The sequence below is a fragment of the uncultured Agrobacterium sp. genome (assembly GCA_913777615.1).
GTDB lineage: Bacteria > Pseudomonadota > Alphaproteobacteria > Rhizobiales > Rhizobiaceae > Agrobacterium.
Window position 1 is genome coordinate 173,047 of record CAJYTK010000021.1, and the last position, 19,336, is coordinate 192,382.

Below are 19,336 nucleotides of genomic sequence, written 5' to 3' on the forward strand. Positions count from 1 at the left end.
GAAGCAAAATACGGCTCCGCCCTGCACTGGCTCGATTTCAAAGCTGATCAAAAGGCTTCCCAGCCATAGGCGCTGTTTTGGTGAAGAGCAGGTCCTGGTGTTGCCATTGCTCCTCGAAATCGGCGATGGAGCGTGCGCTCATTTGAGGGTTTAGCGCGCCCAACTCTGCAGAGATGGCTTCCGCAAGCCCGATGCCGGGGACGACGGTCGCGTAGAATGAGGTGCTTTCTGCTGGCGCCAGCAGCAAATAGTCGGCATTTTTTGCCAGCGCATCCACGGCAGCGTCAGTGATCACGCATGTGGTTGCGCCCTTGGCCTTGGCCTGAGCGGCAGCTCTGATTGCGGAATTGTAGAGGCGCCAGAAGGTGAAGATGATGACGACATCGTTTTCCTTCACATCGCCTAGCGCATTGGCGATCATTACCCCGTCGGTCGCCAGTTCCATGCGGTAGCCGCAAAGCGTGGCGTGGTGCGCGAGTATATTGGCAATCGAAGCGAAGCTGCCCGACCCAAGAACGATTCTGCGTTTTGCGCCTGCAATAAGTTTTGCAATCTCTTTGATCGAGTTGCGGTCGGTACGCCGACGCAACGCCGTCAGTTGCTCGATCTGCCGGTTCATAGCCGCATCGAACGGGCGCTCATTGCCGGTTTCCTGTTGGTGGACGACGCTGACCTCAGGTGCCGAAAGCTTGCTCATGAAGCGTGTACGGATTTCCTGGCGAAGCTCCGGCCATCCTGAAAAACCAAGACTCTGCGCGGTCCGCGTGATCGTCGCAACGTTGACGGAAGCCTTTTGAGCAAGTTCGGCGGCGGATGCAAAAGAGGCGTGCCGCGGGTCGTTGATCACGGCCTGTATCACCTCGTGCGCTGCTGGCGTCAGCGAAAATTTCTCATCGAGATGACGCAGCCAGTCCTCTAGCGTTCCCGCAAAATCGTCTGCAGCGTTTTTTGCATATTGCATTAATTATCGTTCCCGTGCAAAAAATGTTGCGCGACGAAAAGACGCGCACACCATCCGCAACGCGGCGGAGGTGACACACTATAATGGTGGGAACCAAAAATGTATAATACTGCTGCAAGACTGGAGAGGCTGCCCGTCGGGCGCTTTCAATACAAGCTCCTCATGATGGGCGGGCTGGGCTACATGTTCGAGGCGTGGGACGCGGGCATTATCGCTTTCCTGCTTCCGGCACTTCGGGCGCAGTGGCAACTGACGAGCCTTCAGGTCGGCTATCTTGCCAGCAGCACCTATGTAGGCTTCCTCATCGGCGCTCTCATTGCCGGTGCGATCGGCGATCGCTATGGCCGCAAGAACGTCATGCTCTGGGCGCTCGTCCTCTTTTGCCTGGCGAGTCTTGCTGGTGCTGCCGTCAATGACTGGCACCAGTTCTTTGCCTTGCGCGTTGTCGGCGGTATCGGCATGGGTGCCGAGGCGGCGATCATCGCGCCGTTCCTCTCCGAATTCGTTGGCGCCAAGTATCGCGGACGCTTCACGGCTTCGCTGGCGGCCTTCTTCTCCTTCGGCTTCGTCATTTCGGCGGTTCTCGGATATCTGCTCGTGCCCGCCTCCGACGATGGCTGGCGCTATGCTTTGATCGTCACCGCGATGCCGGTCGTCGTGGTCTTGTGGTGGCGCCGTGGCTTGACGGAATCGCCGCGTTGGCTGGAAAGCCAGGGGCGTCATCAGGAAGCAAACGACATCGTCACCGGCATCGAGCAGCAATATGCGGCGCGCGGCATCGTTCTGCCTGCACCGGAACCTGCGGCGCAGGTCTCTGCAACGCCCAATACCTCGCTGATGGCTAACTTCAAGGCGCTGCTGTCGCCCCGCTTCCTGCGCATCACCATCATGACCTGGCTTCTCTGGGTATCGGTCACTTTCAGCATATACGCCTTCATGACATGGATCCCGAGCCTGCTTGTCGAGCGTGGCATGACCATGACCAAAAGCTTCTCCTTCTCGATTCTGATCTATGCGGCGCAGATCCCTGGTTACTTCACAGCCGCTTGGTTCTGCGAGAAGATCGGTCGTCCCTATACGATCGTGCTCTATATGGCGTTGGCCGCTGTTTCGGCGCTCTCGCTTGCTTTTGCCACTGGTGATACGCAGGTCATCGCGCTTGCCATGACACTCTCCTTCTTCATCAATGGCGTTGCCGCTGGAGAATACGCCTACACGCCGGAAGTGTTTCCAACGCGCATCCGTGCCACCGGCGTCGGCACCGCCTCGGCCATCGGACGTATCGGAGGAATCGCAGCACCGATCCTCGTGGGAGCCGTCTATCCGATTGGCGGTTTCGCTGGTGTGTTCGGCATGACGACGGTCATCCTGTTCATCGGTGCGATGTCCGTGCTCGTTCTCGGCATTCCGACAAAGAACCGGTCGCTGGAGGAAATCGAGGCGGAAGAGTTTGCCGCGCGTTGAGGCTTAGATCGAAGAAGATGGAGCGTCCTTCGAGCGCCCAATAGGACGCATGGCGTTCCAGGCACATAAGGGAGCGGCAATTGCTGCTCCCTCATCAGCAAAAAGGATCACGACATGCACAATGAGATCAGCCTTTACGAGGCCATGAAGCTGCCCGATCAGCCAGCACCCTTCTTCCAGGCACTCGACGAATTGTTCCAGCGCGAGGTGGGGCATGTCCTCTTCACGCTGCTCGCGGTCGATGGTGGTGAAGTCGTCCGCATCTACTCCTCTGACACTGAGCATTATCCGGTCTCGGGCCGCAAGCCTATGACGGACACGCCTTGGGGCCGCCACGTTATTGGGCAGCACAAGAGTTTTCTCGCCAAGGATATGGACGGCATCAAATGGGCCTTTTTTGACCATGAACTCATCGCAAGTCTTGGCGGCGGCACGCAGATCAACGTGCCCGTTGTCTTCGATGGCTCCTGCATTGGCACGATCAATCTGACCCATCGCGCTGGAGTTTATGACGAGCGTCATCTGGACCGTGCGGAGGCGCTAGCGCCGTGGTTGGTTCCATACTTCTTGCTGACAGCGAACCAGCGTTGAGCCGCTGTGCGCCTTTCTAAGACATCGATCGAAAGTGAATCCAATGAGTTCAATTCTTCTCAAAAACGCCCGCATCGTTGATGGATCGCAGGGTGAACCGACCGCTCCCACGGATGTGCTCATCCGTGACGATTTGATCATCGAAGTTGGCCCGGCGCTCTCGGCCACTGCCGACCGAGTTGTCGATCTGGCTGGCAAGATCCTCATGCCGGGATTGATTGATGGACATGTCCATGTCATCGCCACCAAACTCGACCTTGGAGCCAATGCGGATCTGCCGAATTCTCTGGTGGCGCTGCGCTCGGCGACCATCATGAAGGCGATGTTGATGCGTGGCTTTACCACGGTTCGTGACCTCGGCGGTGCCGATCACGGTCTGGTTGAAGCGCTTCACGAGGGCACGATTGTTGGCCCGAGACTGATCATCTGCGGCAAGGCGCTGTCCCAGACGGGCGGCCATACCGATTACCGAGGCCGGTTCAATCGTCGTTCGGTCGAGCATTATCCTGACCAACTGGGTGCGCTCGGTCGCATCTGCGATGGGGTCGATGCAGTTCGCCAGGCCTGTCGTGAAGAGGTCAAAGGTGGCGCACAGTTCATCAAGCTCATGGCCAATGGCGGCGTGTCTTCGCCGACCGATCCGATTGCAAACCTAGGCTTTTCAAAAGAAGAGGTGCTCGCCGCCGTTGAAGAGGCCGAGAACGCGCAGACTTACGTGGCTGCCCATCTTTACACCGATGCCGCCATTCGCCGCGCGATCGAATGCGGGGTTAAGTCGATCGAGCACGGCAACCTGATCACGCCGGAGACGGCAAAACTTGCCAAGGAACGCGGTGCCTTCGTCGTGCCGACCAACATAGTCTATGATCGCCTGGCAAAGGACGGTGCTTCGCTCGGCCTGCCGCCAGTCTCTGTCGCCAAGATCGAGGATGTGCGCAGCGCTGGCTTCGAGGCGCTGAAAGTGCTGCACAAGGCGGGCGTGACCATGGTCTATGGTACGGATTTGCTGGGTGAGATGCACGAGCATCAGTCGGAGGAGTTCGTTCTTCGCGGCCAACATCTACCGGCCGCAGATGTCATTCGCTCTGCAACGCTTGATGCGGCAAAGGCACTAGGTTTTGAAGGCAAACTGGGAGCTGTGGCGCCAGGGGCTTACGCCGATCTGATCGTCGTGGACGGCAACCCACTCGACGATCTCTCACTTTTGACCGGTCAGGGTAAGCACATGCCGTTCATCATCAAGGGCGGAGAATTCGTCAAGCAGAGCTGATGCGGTCAAAGGTGTGGGGTGTTTTGTGTTCACCCTGCCATTTTCTGCCACGTTTCGGCATAGGCAGCGAGGTTTGCAATCGTGTCGCTCACTCGCTCGACAGGCACATTCGACTTTGTTCCGGTGAGAAAGCTGGCGCCAAGCGATGTGCCTGTGTGCGAGGCCGAGGCGTACACCTTCCGGGCGGACAAGGTGGCGAGTGCTGCGCGGAACACGCGGTTGGCGGCAAAGGGGCCTTCCACCACGATAGGGCCGCGTGATCCAATCAGGTCGAGGCAGGTCATCGTCATCAAAGCTTGATAGAGGCTGGCAGCCGCGCGCCGGCCTTCATCCGTTTGTGGCTCATTGCGCCACCCGCCCGTCGTGCCCGGAAACGGGCCGGTGCCGCTGACGACACTCGGGAGCAGCATCTGGCCTTGCGCTATCACGTCGTTTACCGACGCCCACTCTGATTCCGGTGTGACTGGCCCTAAGGTCTTGTTGACCAGTTCCCATTCCCGGCCACCCATGTACCGGGCAGAAGGCACGGGTTTTCCGAATGCATCCACATTGACCAGCGTGTCACGCTTTTCGTCAAGATCGACCGCCTGTCCGCCAGCGGCAAAACACACCACCCATGTGCCGGTCGATACGACGGTGCAGGGAATGCCAAAACCCACGAGATGCGGGAGCAATGAAGCATTGGAATCATGGATCCCGCAATAAACGGGAACCGGTGCGGGAAGGCCGAGTTGCTCTGTGACGGCAGGCGTCGTTTCTCCCAGAACATCGAAAGCAGACCGGATGGGCGCCATAAGGTCGGCAATACCGAGACGCGCAACGAGGCTTGAGTAGCTTCTCTCAAAGGGGCGCCATAGATCGGTGTGGCAGCCGAGCGAGGTGGCCTCATTCGCAGCAATCCCGGTCAAGCGGTGGGCCCAATATTGCGGGTAGGTTAGGATGGTCGCGACGGGGGCGAACTCCTCAGGAAAGCACGTACGCTGATAGTGGAGCTGCGCACCGAGGTTCAGACCTCCTGTCAGCCGCGGCGAAAATGTCTCCGCAAAATCCGGGCGGATCGTCTCATAGGCTTGGACAATCTTGTCCGGGAATGCGAACTCGTAATCGAGAACGGGCAACGCCAAATCGCCCGAAGCATTCAGGAGCGCTGCACTTGCGCCATGTGTGGTGATCGAGATTGCCTGATAGCCGAGCGACTTGTGCAGTCCGGCAAGCCCTCCCAGAATGAAACGCCACAGCGCATCGGTATCGTAATGCGGATATGGCGGACCGCTGACGATCCTGTTTGCAATCTTGCGGGATGCCAGTTCCTGGCCGCTTTCGCCATCAACGACGATCAATTTGGCATGCGTCTTGCCGATATCGATGACGGCAACGGTTTGGATCGGCTGGCTCATGGCAGATGAAAGACGGTAACGAGATCGGTCGCGACTGGAGAGTTATCCGGATTGCTTTCCATGATATCGGCCATATGTGCCCACCATTTCTTCATCACGGGATGGTGGGGCAGCGCCGCCATGCCGTGATCTTTCGGACGTGTAAGGACGCCAAAGAGCACATTGGTCTCAGGGTCGAGGTGGATCGAATAATCGGTCACGCCAGCCTCGTGCAGCAGGTCTACGAGCTCCGGCCAAATCTCGTCGTGACGCTTCCTGTATTCCGCTTCCTTGCCCGCAAAGAGCTTCATCTTGAAAGCGTATTTTTCAAGCTCCTGCATCACTTACCTCATGGCTTTCAGGCGGCGCACGACGATTGGAATGGCGATGGTGATGATCAACAGAAGGCCGACAAAGATCGACATGACAATGCCCGGAACGTTGAGGAGACCAAGACCGAATGTAACCAGCCCCATGACGAAAGCGGCAATCACCACTCCGCCGATTGTTCCGGAGCCGCCCAGGATCGACACGCCCCCGAGCACGACCATCGTCACGACTTCCAATTCCCACCCTTGAGCGATTGAGGGGCGCGTGGAGCCGAGCCGCGAGGTGAGGCAGACGGCGGCGATACCGCTCATCAGGCCGGTAAGGAGAAAGAGAATGAACTTGACGCGCTCCACGGCGACGCCGGAAAATCTTGCGGCGAACGGATTGTTGCCGATGACATAGACCTGTCGTCCAAAATTCGTCGCATGCAGTAGGATCGCAAAGGCGATCGCCATCAGCACAAAGAGAACGAATTCGAAGGAGATCGCCCAGAACACGTAGCCCTGGCCGAAGTAAGCGAAGTCTTCGGGATATTTGCCGAAGGCCTGGTCGCCCAGAACCATGTAGGAAACGCCGCGAAACAGGCTCATGGTGCCGATGGTGACGACGATGGACGGAAGCTTAAGTCCTGCAACAAGAAAGCCATTAAAAGCGCCACAGGCCAAGCCAACGCCAATGCCGATTGCCACCAGCCCAGGCGTTCCCACACCCATCTGTACCGCGTAACCCATAGCAGTGGAGGCGAGTGCGATGATGGCCGCAACCGACAGGTCGATTTCACCGGCGATAATGAGAAGCGCCATGGCAAAGGCGATCATCGCCTTTTCGGTGAAGTTGAAGGTGGCGTCAGAGAGGTTCCAGGCGTTGAGAAAGTATGGTGAGGCCAGCGAGTTGGCGATGAAGATCAGGATTGCGACGCCAAGCAGCAGCACTTCCCAGCTTGCCATGATGCGGCGGAAAGGCGTGCCGAGCTTGTCCGGAATGATGCGAGGTGACACCTGCGGTTGGAATTGATCGATGCTCATGCCGCAGCCTCCTTGCTATGTTCCGTGGCGGCTCTGTCACGCAATATGATGCGGCCTTTGCGCGCTTCTGCGCGCGCGTTGAAGACCACGGCCAGCACGATCACGATGCCGGAGATCGCCATCTGCGCGAATGGAGAGATCCCGATCACCGGAAGCGCGTTCTTGATGACGCCGAGGAAGAGCGCTCCAAGCACGGCGCCAAGTACCGAGCCGATACCTCCCGCAATCGAGATGCCGCCGATCACATTTGCCGCGACACTATCCAGTTCGAAGCCTTGAGCGATATCCACATAGGCAACCGCATAGCGTGACACCCATAGATAGCTTGCGAGACCGGCCAGCGCCCCGGACAGGACAAAGGCGAGAAAGCGCGTGTGACCGACATCGATGCCAGCATAGATCGCAGCATTGGGGTTACCGCCTGACGCATAGGCCGCCCGACCGAAGGCGGTTCGCTTGAGGATGATCCAGGCAGCGACGATGACGAGGATCGCCACCCAGGAGAGAACCGGCATTCCGAGGAGCGGCGTGCGGGGCACGTTGAGAAATGTCGGGGACATCTGATGGGCGTTGACCCATGCGCCGCCCGACAAAACGAAGGCCATGCCGCGATAGATGGTGAGTGTACCAAGTGTCACCACGATGGAGGGAAGGCCAAGCCACCAGACGAGAATACCGTTAATCGAACCGAGCAGCGCTCCGATGCCGACAGCCATGGCGATCAAGAGGGGAAGTGGCACGCCGGGGAATGCGGCATTGGTCATCGCCACCGCCATGCCGGTAAATGCAAGATTGGCCGCCACCGACAGATCGATCGATTTCGTCAGTATCACCGTCATCTGTCCCAAGGCCAGAATGATCAGGATCGAGGTATCGTTGAAGATATTGACAAGATTGGCTGGTCGCTCAAAGCCCGCAGACCGCTGCGAAAAGCCGATGATGAGCAGAATGATGATGCCTGCCAGCAGCCATTCACGGTTCTTCAAAAGTGTCTTCATGCGCATTTCCCCTCACGCATTTCCGGTGGCGGCGCGCACCAGCTTTTCCGGCGAGAACTCCGCCCGGTCGAATGTGCCGGCCATCAGCCCTTCACGCATCACGATCGCGCGGTCGGACATGCCAAGGATTTCCGGCAGTTCGGACGAGATCATGATGATGGACAGGCCCTCCGCCGCCAATTCACTGATAAAGCCGTGGACAGCGGCTTTCGAGCCGATGTCGATGCCTTTTGTAGGCTCGTCCAAAATGATGACCCGCGGCGCAGTCGCCAGCCATTTGCCGATCACCACCTTTTGCTGGTTGCCACCGGATAGTGTTCCTACAGGCACGGAAAGCGCGGCTGCACGCAAATCAAGGCGCGTTGCATATTTGCGTGCGAGCGCAAACTCGTTTGCCGCTTTCAGAAATCCCTTGCGCGATGTGCGGGAGAGGGAGGGTAGAGACATGTTCTGGTAGATCGGCATCTCCAGCGCCAGGCCATGACGTCCCCGCTCTTCCGGCACATAGGCGATACCGGCCCGGATTGCGTCTTCGGGTGAGTGGATTGTCACGGTTTTGCCGTCCATCTTCAGTGTACCGGATGCAGGTCGGGTCATGCCGAAGATAGACTGGCAGACTTCCGACCGCCCAGCGCCGATCAGGCCATAGAGCCCAAGAATTTCGCCCTGTCTCAATTCGAAGGAGATGCCGCGAAACTCCGTTTCGTGGCAGTAATTATCGACTGACAGCACCGTGCCGCCAATGTTGACGGCTTGTTTCGGAAACGCGTCCTTTACATCGCGACCGACCATCAGCCGAACGATTTCGTCCTGGGCTGTTGCGGCGAGCTTTCCCGCGCCGACCATGCGTCCATCGCGAAAGACGGCGTAATTTTCGGCAATTTCGTAAACTTCATCGAACTTGTGGCTGATGAACAGGATCGCCTTTCCCTGCCGCTTGAGATTTTCGACAATGCGGAAAAGATCGTCGATTTCCTTGCGTGACAAAGCCGCCGTCGGCTCGTCCATGATGACGATGCGCGCCTCCACCGACAGGGCACGGGCAATCGCCACCAGATGTCGCTGTGCGATGGACAGATCCTTCAGCCGGATGGTGGGGTCGATCTTGCTTTCCAGCCGTTCCAACAAGGCGCGGGATTTCTCGTTGATCGTTTTCCAATCGATCAGCCCAAAGCGGCCCTTTGGGGCATGTCCGAGAAAGATGTTCTCGCCAACCGAAAGCTCGTCGAACAGAACCGTTTCCTGATGGATGGCGGTTACACCCGCATCGATGGCATCCTGCGCGCTTTGAAACTGAACGGGCTTGCCATCCAGAAGGATCTCGCCCTCATTGGGCCGATAGATACCGGTCAGAATCTTGACCAGCGTGGATTTGCCCGCGCCGTTTTCGCCGATCAGTGCCGTCACTTGTCCGGGGTAGAGCTGAACGTCGACATTATCCAGGGCCTTTACGCCTGGAAAAATCTGGCTGATGCCGCGCATCTCGAGAACGGGGTTCAAACGTTCCTCTTCCGTCGCGTAAAGCGCTGCCGTTTCGGTCATTGTCTCTACTGTCATTTTCTCACGGACCTGCGCGCTCATGATCGAGCAGAAGAAGCGAAGCCTTCACTCAACGGCATCCCGATGGGTTTACTGATGCAAACATCCGGCATGCATGATCGATGCTTGGTGCACGCTCGAGGATGACGTCGACTGAGGGCTGTTGGAAACATCTCCCGGCGGCTGGTGTCGCCGGGAGATGTCGTCGAGGATCAGAAAATCTTGGAGAACTGATCGATGTTCTTCGCGTCATAGACGAACGGATCGGCCATCGCGGCTTCGCTGTTTTCGCCGACCTTGATCTTGCCCATGCGGCCAGCTTCGATTTCCGAGCCCGGCTTGCCGTCGGCATCACCCTTCACGAGGTGGTAGGCGATCTGGGTCGCAGAATAGCCCAGGTCGATCGGGTTCCAGATGGCGAATTCCTTCGTCGCGCCGGACTTGATCGCGCCCGCCATTTCAGAAGGAAGACCAAGGCCCGTCACATAGACCTGGCCGATCTTGCCGGCATCCTTTACGGCCTGCGATGCGGCCAAGACACCGACGGTCGTCGGCGCGACGATAACCTTGACGTTTGGCTGCGAGGTCAACAGACCTTGCGCTTCACGGTAGCTCTTGTCGGCCAAGTCGTCGCCGTAAACGGTCGTCACCAGATTGAGGCCGGGGAAGTCCTTCAACTGCTTCTTCATCTCCTCGATCCAGATATTCTGGTTCGTGGAGGTGGTTGTGGCAGAAAGAATGGCGAAGTCGCCCTTGCCACCTTCGAGATGATCCGCTGCAAGCTGCAAGCACATCTTGCCGATCAGCGCATTGGAGGACGGGTTGAGCTGGAGAGTTCGACCTGCCGGCGCTACACCGGAATCCCAGGAAATAACCTTGATACCACGCTGAGCGGCCTTCTTCAGTGCCGGAACCACGGCGTCCGGATCGTTTGCCGAGATCGCGATCGCATCGACGCCCTGGGCGATCAGCGAGTTGATGACTTCGATCTGGCCTTCCGCGGTGGTGGTTGTCGGGCCGGTATAGATGATCTCGACGCCGCCAAGTTCCTTGGCTGCTTCCTGTGCGCCCTTGTTAGCCGCCTCGAAGAAGCCGTTGCCGAGCGACTTGACCACGAGTGCGATCTTCATGTCTTTCGCCTGGGCGACACTGCCCATACCGGCAACGCCCAATGCCACACCGAGCGCCAGGGCGCGGGTCAGTTTTCTGCGTGTAAGTTTCATTCCCTTTTCCTCCCGTTAAACCTTCCCTTCGGTGCTCCTCAAGCAACCGAAGCGGAATCCTCCTCTGTCGGCGGTTTGTCCTCCGCCGGCGCGGCCGCTGTTCCGGCGATGACCAGCGTCACTCCCGCGGCCTCCACCATGCGTGCGGCCTCGTCTGAAATGTCCTCGTCGGTGATGATGGTCGATACCGTATCCAGTGGCGTCAGGATCAGGCTGGAGCGTTTGCGAAACTTTGAGGAATCGACCATGACGATCAGCTCCTCTGCTTGGCGCATCAGCTTCTGCTCACTCTGGATCACCATTGCATCGGATTCCATGATGCCGAGCGCGCCCACGCCCTGCGCACCGATAAAAATACTCCGCGCATAGAAATTGCGGATCGCATCATTTTCAAAAGGCGACAGGATCAGACTCTGGTCGCGATAGATCGCGCCGCCAGGCACACTGACATTGCACTTCGAGTGCTTCACCAGATGCTCGGCAATGGCGAAAGAGTTGGTCATCACCTGCAGGCGCCGGGCCGACATGTAATGCACCATCTGGAAGGTCGTCGTCCCGCCATTGATGATGATGGCGTCACCTTCCTCGCACAAATCGACGGCCTTGCGTGCAATTGCGCGTTTCTTATCGATATTGACCGATTCTGACACGCGGAATGGACGTGCCGCCAGATTTCCAAGCTGTGGCGGATGTACCGCTTCGGCGCCGCCGCGCACTCGGCGCAGTTTTCCCTGAACATGAAGCGAGGCAATATCACGCCGGATCGTCGCTTCCGACGCATCCGTCAGCTCGGCGATATCCTGCACCGTCACCACAGGCTTTTCCTGTATGGCGCTCAAGATGATGCGATGGCGTTCGCTCTCGTACATGGGGTCCTCCTGACCGCAATCTTTCGTAAACTTCTTTCGTTGTCAATCAAGTTCGATCAAAAATATCAATGTTGCGGCGCACAATGAAAATTTATGATCGTTTATGATTGACATGAAGCTTTTAAATGCGCGATATCTGCGCTTAAGGGAGGCGAGTTCCTTTGAGAGACTCGCGACAATCGATGTGGGAGGATACTGCGATGGGACAAACCCGTCTTCTCGAAAATCGCTGGGACGACGCTTATGCAGGAACGCTGGATGAGCCGGGAAAGCTGCTCTATCGCTCCAACCTGCTCGGTGCAGACAAGCGGATCACCAATTATGGTGGCGGCAATACCTCTGCCAAAGTCTGGGAAACCGACCCGCTCACCAGCAATAAAGTCCGTGTCATGTGGGTCAAGGGATCTGGCGGCGATGTCGGCACGATCAAACTTGACGGTTTCGCCACCCTCTACATGGAGAAACTTGAAGCGCTGAAGGGCATTTACCGCGGCGTAGACGATGAAGACCGTATGGTTGGCTTCCTCCCCCATTGCACGTTCAACCTCAATCCGCGCGCCGCCTCCATCGATACGCCACTGCATGGTTTCGTTCCGTTCGATCATGTCGATCACATGCATCCCGACGCAATCATTGCCATTGCGGCCTCGAAAAACTCCCGTGAACTGACAAAGGAAGTTTTTGGCAGCGATATCGGCTGGCTACCGTGGCGTCGCCCCGGCTTCCAGCTCGGTCTCGATCTTGAAGCTTTCGTCAAGGCAAACCCTGATGCCAAGGGCGTCGTGCTGGAAAGCCATGGCTTGTTCACGTGGGATAATGATGCAAAGGCCTGCTACGAGCTGACGCTTTCGATCATCAACAAGGCGATCGAATGGTTCGCCGCCAAGACCGAAGGCAAGACGATTTTCGGCGGTGCCGTCGCGAGCGCCCTCCCCAAGGAAGAGCGGCGGGCGATCGCCGCGCGCCTCATGCCGGAAATTCGGGGACGCATCGGGAAGGACGAACGCAAGCTCGGCCATTTCGACGATCAGGATGCGGTGCTGGAGTTTGTCAACTCGAAGGAATTGAAGCCGCTCGGCGCGCTTGGAACATCGTGCCCAGACCACTTTCTGCGCACCAAGATCCGGCCCCTTATCCTCGACCTCGATACGTCGAAACCCGATGTCGATGCGCTGCTGGCTGGCCTCGATCAGGCCCTTGAAGACTACCGCGCCGACTACACCCGCTACTACGAGAGCTGCAAACACGCAAATTCGCCGAAGATGCGCGATCCGAATCCTGTCATCTTCCTTATCCCCGGTGTGGGTATGTTCTCTTTTGCCAAGGACAAGGCAACGGCTCGTATTGCCGGTGAGTTCTACGTCAACGCCATCAACGTGATGCGTGGCGCCTCCGCCGTTTCGGAGTACCAGGGACTGCCGGAACAGGAAGCCTTCGACATCGAATACTGGCTACTGGAAGAAGCAAAGCTTCAGCGCATGCCGAAGCCGAAGAGCCTGGCCGGGAGGGTGGCATTCATCACCGGTGGCGCCGGAGGTATCGGCCGGGCCACGGCAGAGCGGCTTGCAAGCGAGGGTGCATGCGTCGTCCTTGCCGATATCGATGAAGGTGCACTCGACAACACAAAGGGTGATTTCGAAAAGAGGTTCAGCGCTGATGCCGTTCGTACGGTCAAGCTGGACGTCACGCAGGAAGATGCCGTCCTTCGGGCGTTCGCCGAGGCGACCGTCGAGTTTGGCGGCATCGATATCCTTGTTTCCAATGCGGGCATTGCCTCGTCTGCACCGGTTGAAGACACCACACTTGCCATGTGGAACAAGAATATCGACATTCTTGCAACGGGCTATTTCCTCGTGTCGCGAGAAGCCTTCCGTCTGTTCCGACGTCAGAAGCTAGGCGGAAATGTCGTGTTCGTCGCGTCCAAAAACGGTCTGGCATCTTCACCCAACGCATCTGCCTATTGCACGGCGAAGGCCGCAGAAATCCATCTTGCCCGCTGCCTGGGGCTTGAAGGCGCTGATGCCGGCATTCGCGTGAATACGGTCAACCCCGATGCGGTTCTGCGTGGCTCGAAGATCTGGAACGGCGAGTGGCGCGAGCAGCGCGCGGCATCCTCCAAGATCGAAGTGGACGATCTGGAAGAACATTACCGCAAGCGCTCCATGCTGAAGCTGAACGTCTTCCCGGAAGATATTGCCGAGGCAATCTACTTCCTGGCCTCGGACGCCTCCGCAAAATCGACGGGTAACATTATCAATGTCGATGCCGGCAACGCCCAGAGCTTCACGCGCTGACGCTAAAACGCCCGCCTGTTAACGCGCGGGCGTCTCTCAGATGAGACCGATACGTTCAAAAAAGCAAGTTCCACAATCGAGCTCCGGTCCTGCGCGCCAAGAATAATGACTGTGCGGGCAGCTTGAAAAAAGTGGTGCAGAGGGAGGATGAAATGACGGAACTGAGGATTGCCGCCGATGTGGTCGGTCGCGAAAACGAGAAGCGCGCGAAGGCTCATGAGGCCGACTATTCGGCTCTCGGTGAACATCTGTCGCGCCGCAATGTCGATATCCATGCAATTACCGCCAAGGTCGCAGAATTTTTCGTCGCCGTTCCCTCCTGGGGGGTCGGCACCGGTGGGACCCGCTTTGCACGATTTCCGGGCCTGGGTGAACCACGCGGTATCTTCGACAAGCTGGACGACTGTGCCGTCATCAACCAGCTGACGGCTGCCACGCCGACCGTCTCTCTCCATATCCCGTGGGATAAGGAAGATCCTGCAAGGCTGAAATTGCACGCCGACGCCCTTGGCCTCGGCTTCGATGCGATGAATTCTAATACCTTCTCCGACGGTGCGGATCAGCAGCATTCCTACAAATATGGCTCGTTGAGCCACACGGATGCTGCAACGCGCCAGCAGGCCGTCGAGCACAACATCGAATGCATCGAGATCGGTAGAGCACTTGGCTCTAAAGCCCTGACCGTCTGGATCGGCGACGGCTCGAATTTCCCAGGCCAAAGCAATTTCACCAAAAGCTTCGAGCGCTACCTTGCCGGGATGGCCGAGATCTACAAGGCTTTGCCGGACGACTGGCGGATTTTCTCCGAACACAAGATGTATGAGCCTGCCTTTTACTCGACCGTGGTGCAAGACTGGGGCACGAATTACCTGATCGCCAACACGCTGGGTGAGAAGGCCTTCTGCCTTGTCGATCTTGGGCATCATGCACCCAACACCAATATCGAGATGATCGTCGCGCGTCTGATCCAGTTCGGCAAGCTCGGCGGCTTCCACTTCAACGATAGCAAGTATGGCGACGACGATCTCGATGCGGGAGCCATCGAGCCGTATCGCTTGTTCCTCGTCTTCAACGAACTGGTGGATGCAGAGCATCGCGGCGTGAAGCAATTTCATCCCGCCCATATGATCGACCAGTCGCATAATGTGACCGATCCAATCGAAAGCCTGATCTCCAGCGCAAACGAAATTCGCCGGGCCTACGCGCAGGCATTGCTCGTAGACCGCCAGGCGCTCGAAGGGTTCCAGCAGGAGAATGATGCGCTCATGGCGTCCGATACGCTGAAGCGCGCTTATCGCACTGATGTCGAGGCCATTCTTGCTGAAGCACGAAGGAGGGCGGGTGCGGCAATCGACCCGATCGCGACTTACCGCTCCAGCGGCTATCGCACACAGGTTGCAGGTGAGCGGCCCTCACAGCGTGGCGGATCCGGTGGCATTGTCTAGGCGTGGCGAGATAAGGAACTTCATGATCAAATCGTGCTCAACGAGTGAATGAGCGCGACGCAGCCATCATCCGACCGAAACCACCTCATCGTGGCGGATTGCACGCTCTTCCCGGCATCCTCGACTTCGTTGCCGGCCGACTACTCCCACTCCCCGGACCCATCATCGCCAGCCGTCGCCCAGGTTCTACATCGTGCGCGAAGTCGGCGCCGGGGATGGTGACGCCAGGCCAAATGGGCAGCGCTTTCAATGATGGTAGGCGTTCCAAAACGCTCGGCCATCTCGCCGACAAAATCGATGTTGACTTCGCGCAGTACTGATCTGAATCATACCTTTCCGGTTCGGTGCTCGATCACGCCGGGCGGGCCGGCAAACCCTGTCGACGTCCTCGAGCGAAAACCCTGCATCGACAAAGCTTGGAGGCCTCAAGACGCTCGGTGCTCTGCCTCTCAATCCCTTCAGTGTGTCAACTGAATGGCAGGGGGCGAACGACGAAGATATCCTGCTTGGAAAGCGCTACTGGCCGGGCACTTTGTCTGAATGTTCGCGGCGCGTGCAGTTGTCACGAGCGCCGGGAAGTCTTGTTGCCAGACCGTTATCATGTGACCGGAATTTAGTAAAAATCCCCGGAATGATCGCATCTTTCCGGGAATTTGTTTGACATGCCGCAATTTCAGACGGCTTCGCTCATCTTATAGTCTGTGTTGGCAGGCTCTTCCTTATGCTGGACCAGCGGTCGGTTGCCCGAAAGTCTGCGGACGAGCACGTAGAAGACAGGAGTCATGAAGATGCCGAAGAATGTGACGCCGATCATGCCGGAAAATACCGCAACGCCCATGGCCGCTCGCATTTCCGCCCCTGCGCCAGTGGAAATGACCAAGGGCACCACGCCCATGATGAAGGCGAGCGATGTCATCAGGATGGGACGGAGGCGAAGTCGGCTTGCCTCAATTGCGGAAGCGACAGGTGAGCGTCCTTCGAACTCCAACTCCCGCGCAAATTCAACGATCAGGATGGCATTCTTTGCCGAGAGCCCGACGAGGACGATGAGCCCGATCTGGGTGAAGATGTTGTTGTCTCCGCCCGTCAACCAGACACCCGTCATGGCCGCAAGCACGCCCATTGGCACGATCATGATAATCGCGAGCGGCAGAGTGAGGCTTTCATACTGCGCAGCCAGTACGAGATAGACCAGCAGCAACGCCAGTGGAAAAACGAGAAAGCCTGAGCTTCCGGCCAAAATCTGCTGGTAGGTCAGATCCGTCCACTCGAAGGAGATGCCCGAGGGCAGCGTTTCGCTTGCGATGCGTTCGATGGCGGCCTGGGCTTCGCCGGAGGAGAAGCCAGGGGCCGGGCCGCCATTGATGTCGGCCGAAAGAAAGCCATTATACCGTGTCGTCCGCTCTGGTCCCGTCGTGGCATCCACCTTTAGCAGTGCGGACAAGGGGATCATCTGACCGTTAGATGACCGGACCTTCAAATGACCGATATCTTCCGGTTGCGAGCGAAATTGGGCATCTGCTTGTAGGCGAACGCTGTAGGTGCGACCAAATGCGTTGAAGTCATTTACGTAAAGAGAGCCTAGATAAATCTGAAGCGTCTCGAAAACGTCCGTCACTGAGACACCCAACTGCTCGGCCTTGGCGCGATCGAGATCTGCATAGAGCTGGGGCACGTTGATCTGGAAGCTGGAGAACAAGCCGGCCAGTTCGGGTGCCTGATAGGCTTTCCCGAGAAAGGCCTTTGTGACCTCGTCAAGCGTCTGATAGCCAAAGCCCGCACGGTCCTCGATCTGCATTTTGAAGCCGCCGGTGGTGCCGAGTCCGTTGACGGGCGGTGGCGGGAACATTGCGATGAACGCGTCCTGGATAGCGCCGAATTTCTGGTTGAGGGCCATGGCAATGGCGCCGCCGGAGAGGTCCGCTGTCTTGCGTTGCTCAAACGGGCTCAATGCAACGAAGACGACACCCGCGTTTGAGCTGTTCGTGAAGCCGTTGATGGACAGGCCAGGGAATGCAATCGCATGCTCCACGCCTGGCTGGTGCATGGCGATGTCACTCATACGTTTGATGACGTCTTCCGTGCGGTCCAGACTTGCGGCATCCGGCAACTGGGCAAAACCGATCAAGTACTGTTTGTCCTGCGCGGGGACGAAGCCGCCGGGTACTGCACTGAACATGCCATAGGTAGCACCGGCGAGAGCGAGATAGACGACCATCACAATACTTTTGCGGTTGAGCAAGCCGCCGACGCTTTTACCGTAGCCGTTGGACGCTGCGCCAAAAGCGCGGTTAAAGCCACGGAAGAAGCCACCGAACAGCTTGTCCATGCCACGGGTCAACCAGTCCTTCGGCGCATGGTGATCCTTAAGCAGAAGAGCAGCGAGCGCAGGGGATAAAGTCAAGGAATTGATGGCTGAGATGACCGTAGAAATCGCGATGGTAAGCGCGAACTGACGGTAGAACTGTCCCGAAAGGCCCGAGATGAAGGCAAGCGGGACGAAAACCGCCACAAGTACCAGCGCGATCGCTATGATCGGACCGGACACCTCCCTCATGGCGCGATAGGTGGCATCGCGTGGCGACAGGCCGTTTTCAATGTTTCGCTCGACATTCTCCACGACGACAATAGCGTCATCCACGACAATGCCGATCGCAAGAACAAGCCCAAACAGGCTGAGCGCATTGATCGAAAAGCCGAAGACATACATGACCGCGAAGGTGCCGATGATCGATACCGGAACGGCAATCAGCGGGATAATCGAGGCACGCCATGTCTGCAGAAAGAGAATGACGACGATGACGACGAGCGCGATGGCCTCGAGCAGCGTGTCGATAACCTTGTCAATGGAAGCGCGGACAAACTGCGTGGTGTCGTAGACGATTTCATATTTTACACCGTCAGGCATAGCCTTTTGCAAATCCTGCATGGTTGAAGCGACCTGGTCGGAAATGGTGATGGCGTTGGAGCCGGGGGCCTGGAAGACCGGGATCGCCACGGCGGATTCGCCGTCAAGCAGCGAACGCAGAGCATAATCTGCGGCACCGAGTTCGACACGCGCGACGTCACGCAGACGGGTGATTTCACCGTTCGTGCCGCTCTTGACGATAATATTGCCGAATTCTTCCGGAGTGGAAAGGCGGCCCTGAGCGTTGACATTCAGCTGCAGATCGACGCCGTTCGGGCTTGGAGAAGCACCAATCGTGCCAGCCGCCGCCTGAACATTCTGTTCGCGGATCGCGTTGCTGATATCGCTCGCCGCAAGATCATGCTCGGCGGCCCTCTGAGGATCGATCCAGACTCGCATGGAGTAATCCCCCGCGCCGAAGATCTGGACTTGTCCGACACCCTCGATGCGGGCCAGCCTGTCCTTGATGTTGAGAACGGCATAGTTGCGCAGATAGGTGAGGTCATAGCGGTTGCCCGGGGACACGAGATGCACGACCATCATCAGGTCAGGCGAGCTTTTGACCGTGGAGACGCCAAGGCTTCTTACTTCCGCGGGCAGGCGCGGCTCGGCTTGCGAGACGCGGTTTTGTACCAATTGCTGCGCCTTGTCCGGATCCGTTCCCAGCTTGAAGGTGACAGTCAGTGTCATGACGCCATCCGAAGTCGCCTGGCTGGACATGTACAGCATGTCCTCGACGCCGTTGATCTGCTCCTCTAATGGCGTTGCCACAGTCTCTGCAATGACCTTTGGGTTCGCACCCGGATAAGTGGCGCGGACGACGATGGATGGTGGTACGACTTCCGGATATTCAGAAATCGGCAGCGCGCGCATGCCAATGAGGCCGGCGATAACGATGAGGACCGATAGGACCCCAGCAAAGACTGGACGGTCGACAAAAAATCTGGAGATGTTCATGGGTTTGCCCTCTCCTGGTGAAAATTGGATGCAAAAGATCTTTCCGGTGACGTTTCGCCACCAGTCGAAGGTCTTTCTGTTGTTAC

General features: G+C 57.7%; 14 protein-coding genes and 2 pseudogenes. 6 read left to right on the plus strand and 10 right to left on the minus strand.

What is annotated here, in order from left to right:
* Window positions 1-37 precede the first annotated feature (37 nt).
* Window positions 38-961, minus strand: a complete 924-nt coding sequence (locus QZ862_RS19170; protein WP_296101395.1) for a MurR/RpiR family transcriptional regulator — start codon at window positions 959-961, stop codon at window positions 38-40.
* 99 nt (window positions 962-1,060) lie between these two features.
* On the opposite strand from QZ862_RS19170, the gene QZ862_RS19175 reads away from it, so the two are divergent.
* The 3 genes from QZ862_RS19175 (at window position 1,061) to QZ862_RS19185 (ending at window position 4,286) form a co-directional block, all read left to right on the plus strand.
* Window positions 1,061-2,425 (plus strand): MFS transporter, encoded by a 1,365-nt coding sequence (locus QZ862_RS19175; RefSeq protein WP_296101396.1) that lies wholly within the window; start codon window positions 1,061-1,063, stop codon window positions 2,423-2,425.
* A gap of 114 nt (window positions 2,426-2,539) precedes the next feature.
* Window positions 2,540-3,016 carry a GAF domain-containing protein gene (locus QZ862_RS19180; protein ID WP_296101397.1) on the plus strand — a complete coding sequence of 159 codons (477 nt, stop codon included), beginning with the start codon at window positions 2,540-2,542 and terminating at the stop codon, window positions 3,014-3,016.
* A 43-nt stretch (window positions 3,017-3,059) separates the two neighbouring features.
* Window positions 3,060-4,286: an amidohydrolase family protein gene (locus tag QZ862_RS19185; RefSeq protein WP_296019010.1), complete on the plus strand. Its 1,227-nt coding sequence runs from the start codon at window positions 3,060-3,062 to the stop codon at window positions 4,284-4,286.
* 29 nt (window positions 4,287-4,315) lie between these two features.
* On the opposite strand, the gene QZ862_RS19190 is transcribed toward QZ862_RS19185, so the two are convergent.
* The 7 genes from QZ862_RS19190 to QZ862_RS19220 all read right to left on the minus strand — a co-directional run bounded on the left by QZ862_RS19190 (window position 4,316) and on the right by QZ862_RS19220 (window position 11,646).
* The gene (locus QZ862_RS19190) at window positions 4,316-5,683 is read right to left on the minus strand and encodes an FGGY-family carbohydrate kinase (RefSeq protein ID WP_296019013.1); all 1,368 of its coding nucleotides are present in this window, start codon (window positions 5,681-5,683) and stop codon (window positions 4,316-4,318) included.
* Window positions 5,680-6,003: an L-rhamnose mutarotase gene (gene rhaM, locus QZ862_RS19195; protein WP_296019015.1), complete on the minus strand. Its 324-nt coding sequence runs from the start codon at window positions 6,001-6,003 to the stop codon at window positions 5,680-5,682. The genes QZ862_RS19190 and rhaM overlap by 4 nt, the downstream gene beginning before the upstream one ends.
* Before the next feature lie 3 nt (window positions 6,004-6,006).
* Window positions 6,007-7,017, minus strand: a complete 1,011-nt coding sequence (locus QZ862_RS19200; protein WP_296101398.1) for an ABC transporter permease — start codon at window positions 7,015-7,017, stop codon at window positions 6,007-6,009.
* The gene (locus tag QZ862_RS19205; RefSeq protein ID WP_296019019.1) at window positions 7,014-8,015 is read right to left on the minus strand and encodes an ABC transporter permease; all 1,002 of its coding nucleotides are present in this window, start codon (window positions 8,013-8,015) and stop codon (window positions 7,014-7,016) included. The genes QZ862_RS19200 and QZ862_RS19205 overlap by 4 nt, the downstream gene beginning before the upstream one ends.
* Window positions 8,016-8,027: 12 nt before the next feature.
* The gene (locus tag QZ862_RS19210; RefSeq protein ID WP_296101446.1) at window positions 8,028-9,557 is read right to left on the minus strand and encodes a sugar ABC transporter ATP-binding protein; all 1,530 of its coding nucleotides are present in this window, start codon (window positions 9,555-9,557) and stop codon (window positions 8,028-8,030) included.
* 209 nt (window positions 9,558-9,766) lie between these two features.
* On the minus strand, window positions 9,767-10,777 hold the full coding sequence (gene rhaS, locus QZ862_RS19215; RefSeq protein WP_296101399.1) for a rhamnose ABC transporter substrate-binding protein: 1,011 nt from the start codon (window positions 10,775-10,777) through the stop codon (window positions 9,767-9,769).
* A 38-nt stretch (window positions 10,778-10,815) separates the two neighbouring features.
* Window positions 10,816-11,646, minus strand: a complete 831-nt coding sequence (locus QZ862_RS19220) for a DeoR/GlpR family DNA-binding transcription regulator (protein ID WP_296101400.1) — start codon at window positions 11,644-11,646, stop codon at window positions 10,816-10,818.
* 200 nt (window positions 11,647-11,846) lie between these two features.
* On the opposite strand from QZ862_RS19220, the gene QZ862_RS19225 reads away from it, so the two are divergent.
* Entirely contained in the window at window positions 11,847-13,940 is a 2,094-nt protein-coding gene (locus QZ862_RS19225; RefSeq protein ID WP_296101401.1) for a bifunctional rhamnulose-1-phosphate aldolase/short-chain dehydrogenase, read from the plus strand.
* A gap of 152 nt (window positions 13,941-14,092) precedes the next feature.
* Window positions 14,093-15,385, plus strand: a complete 1,293-nt coding sequence (rhaI, locus tag QZ862_RS19230) for an L-rhamnose catabolism isomerase (RefSeq protein ID WP_296019027.1) — start codon at window positions 14,093-14,095, stop codon at window positions 15,383-15,385.
* A gap of 233 nt (window positions 15,386-15,618) precedes the next feature.
* Here rhaI and QZ862_RS19235 read toward each other — a convergent pair.
* Window positions 15,619-15,796 (minus strand): annotated as a pseudogene (locus QZ862_RS19235) (ROK family transcriptional regulator); the annotation flags it as partial.
* On the opposite strand from QZ862_RS19235, the pseudogene QZ862_RS21375 reads away from it, so the two are divergent.
* Window positions 15,792-15,908, plus strand: a pseudogene (locus QZ862_RS21375) (carbohydrate ABC transporter permease); the annotation flags it as partial. The pseudogenes QZ862_RS19235 and QZ862_RS21375 sit on opposite strands and share 5 nt — an antisense overlap.
* Window positions 15,909-16,058: 150 nt before the next feature.
* Here the strand turns inward: QZ862_RS21375 and QZ862_RS19240 are convergent.
* Window positions 16,059-19,250, minus strand: a complete 3,192-nt coding sequence (locus tag QZ862_RS19240) for an efflux RND transporter permease subunit (RefSeq protein WP_296101402.1) — start codon at window positions 19,248-19,250, stop codon at window positions 16,059-16,061.
* Window positions 19,251-19,336 lie beyond the last annotated feature (86 nt).

Coding starts and splice junctions, on each gene's coding strand:
- QZ862_RS19185 (WP_296019010.1), top strand. CDS start 3,060: ATGAGTTCAATTCTTCTCAAAAACGCCCGCATCGTTGATGGATCGCAG.
- QZ862_RS19200 (WP_296101398.1), bottom strand. CDS start 7,017: ATGAGCATCGATCAATTCCAACCGCAGGTGTCACCTCGCATCATTCCG.
- QZ862_RS19225 (WP_296101401.1), top strand. CDS start 11,847: ATGGGACAAACCCGTCTTCTCGAAAATCGCTGGGACGACGCTTATGCA.
- QZ862_RS19190 (WP_296019013.1), bottom strand. CDS start 5,683: ATGAGCCAGCCGATCCAAACCGTTGCCGTCATCGATATCGGCAAGACG.
- rhaI (WP_296019027.1), top strand. CDS start 14,093: ATGACGGAACTGAGGATTGCCGCCGATGTGGTCGGTCGCGAAAACGAG.
- QZ862_RS19180 (WP_296101397.1), top strand. CDS start 2,540: ATGCACAATGAGATCAGCCTTTACGAGGCCATGAAGCTGCCCGATCAG.
- QZ862_RS19205 (WP_296019019.1), bottom strand. CDS start 8,015: ATGAAGACACTTTTGAAGAACCGTGAATGGCTGCTGGCAGGCATCATC.
- QZ862_RS19220 (WP_296101400.1), bottom strand. CDS start 11,646: ATGTACGAGAGCGAACGCCATCGCATCATCTTGAGCGCCATACAGGAA.
- QZ862_RS19170 (WP_296101395.1), bottom strand. CDS start 961: ATGCAATATGCAAAAAACGCTGCAGACGATTTTGCGGGAACGCTAGAG.
- rhaM (WP_296019015.1), bottom strand. CDS start 6,003: ATGCAGGAGCTTGAAAAATACGCTTTCAAGATGAAGCTCTTTGCGGGC.
- QZ862_RS19210 (WP_296101446.1), bottom strand. CDS start 9,557: ATGACCGAAACGGCAGCGCTTTACGCGACGGAAGAGGAACGTTTGAAC.
- QZ862_RS19175 (WP_296101396.1), top strand. CDS start 1,061: ATGTATAATACTGCTGCAAGACTGGAGAGGCTGCCCGTCGGGCGCTTT.
- rhaS (WP_296101399.1), bottom strand. CDS start 10,777: ATGAAACTTACACGCAGAAAACTGACCCGCGCCCTGGCGCTCGGTGTG.
- QZ862_RS19240 (WP_296101402.1), bottom strand. CDS start 19,250: ATGAACATCTCCAGATTTTTTGTCGACCGTCCAGTCTTTGCTGGGGTC.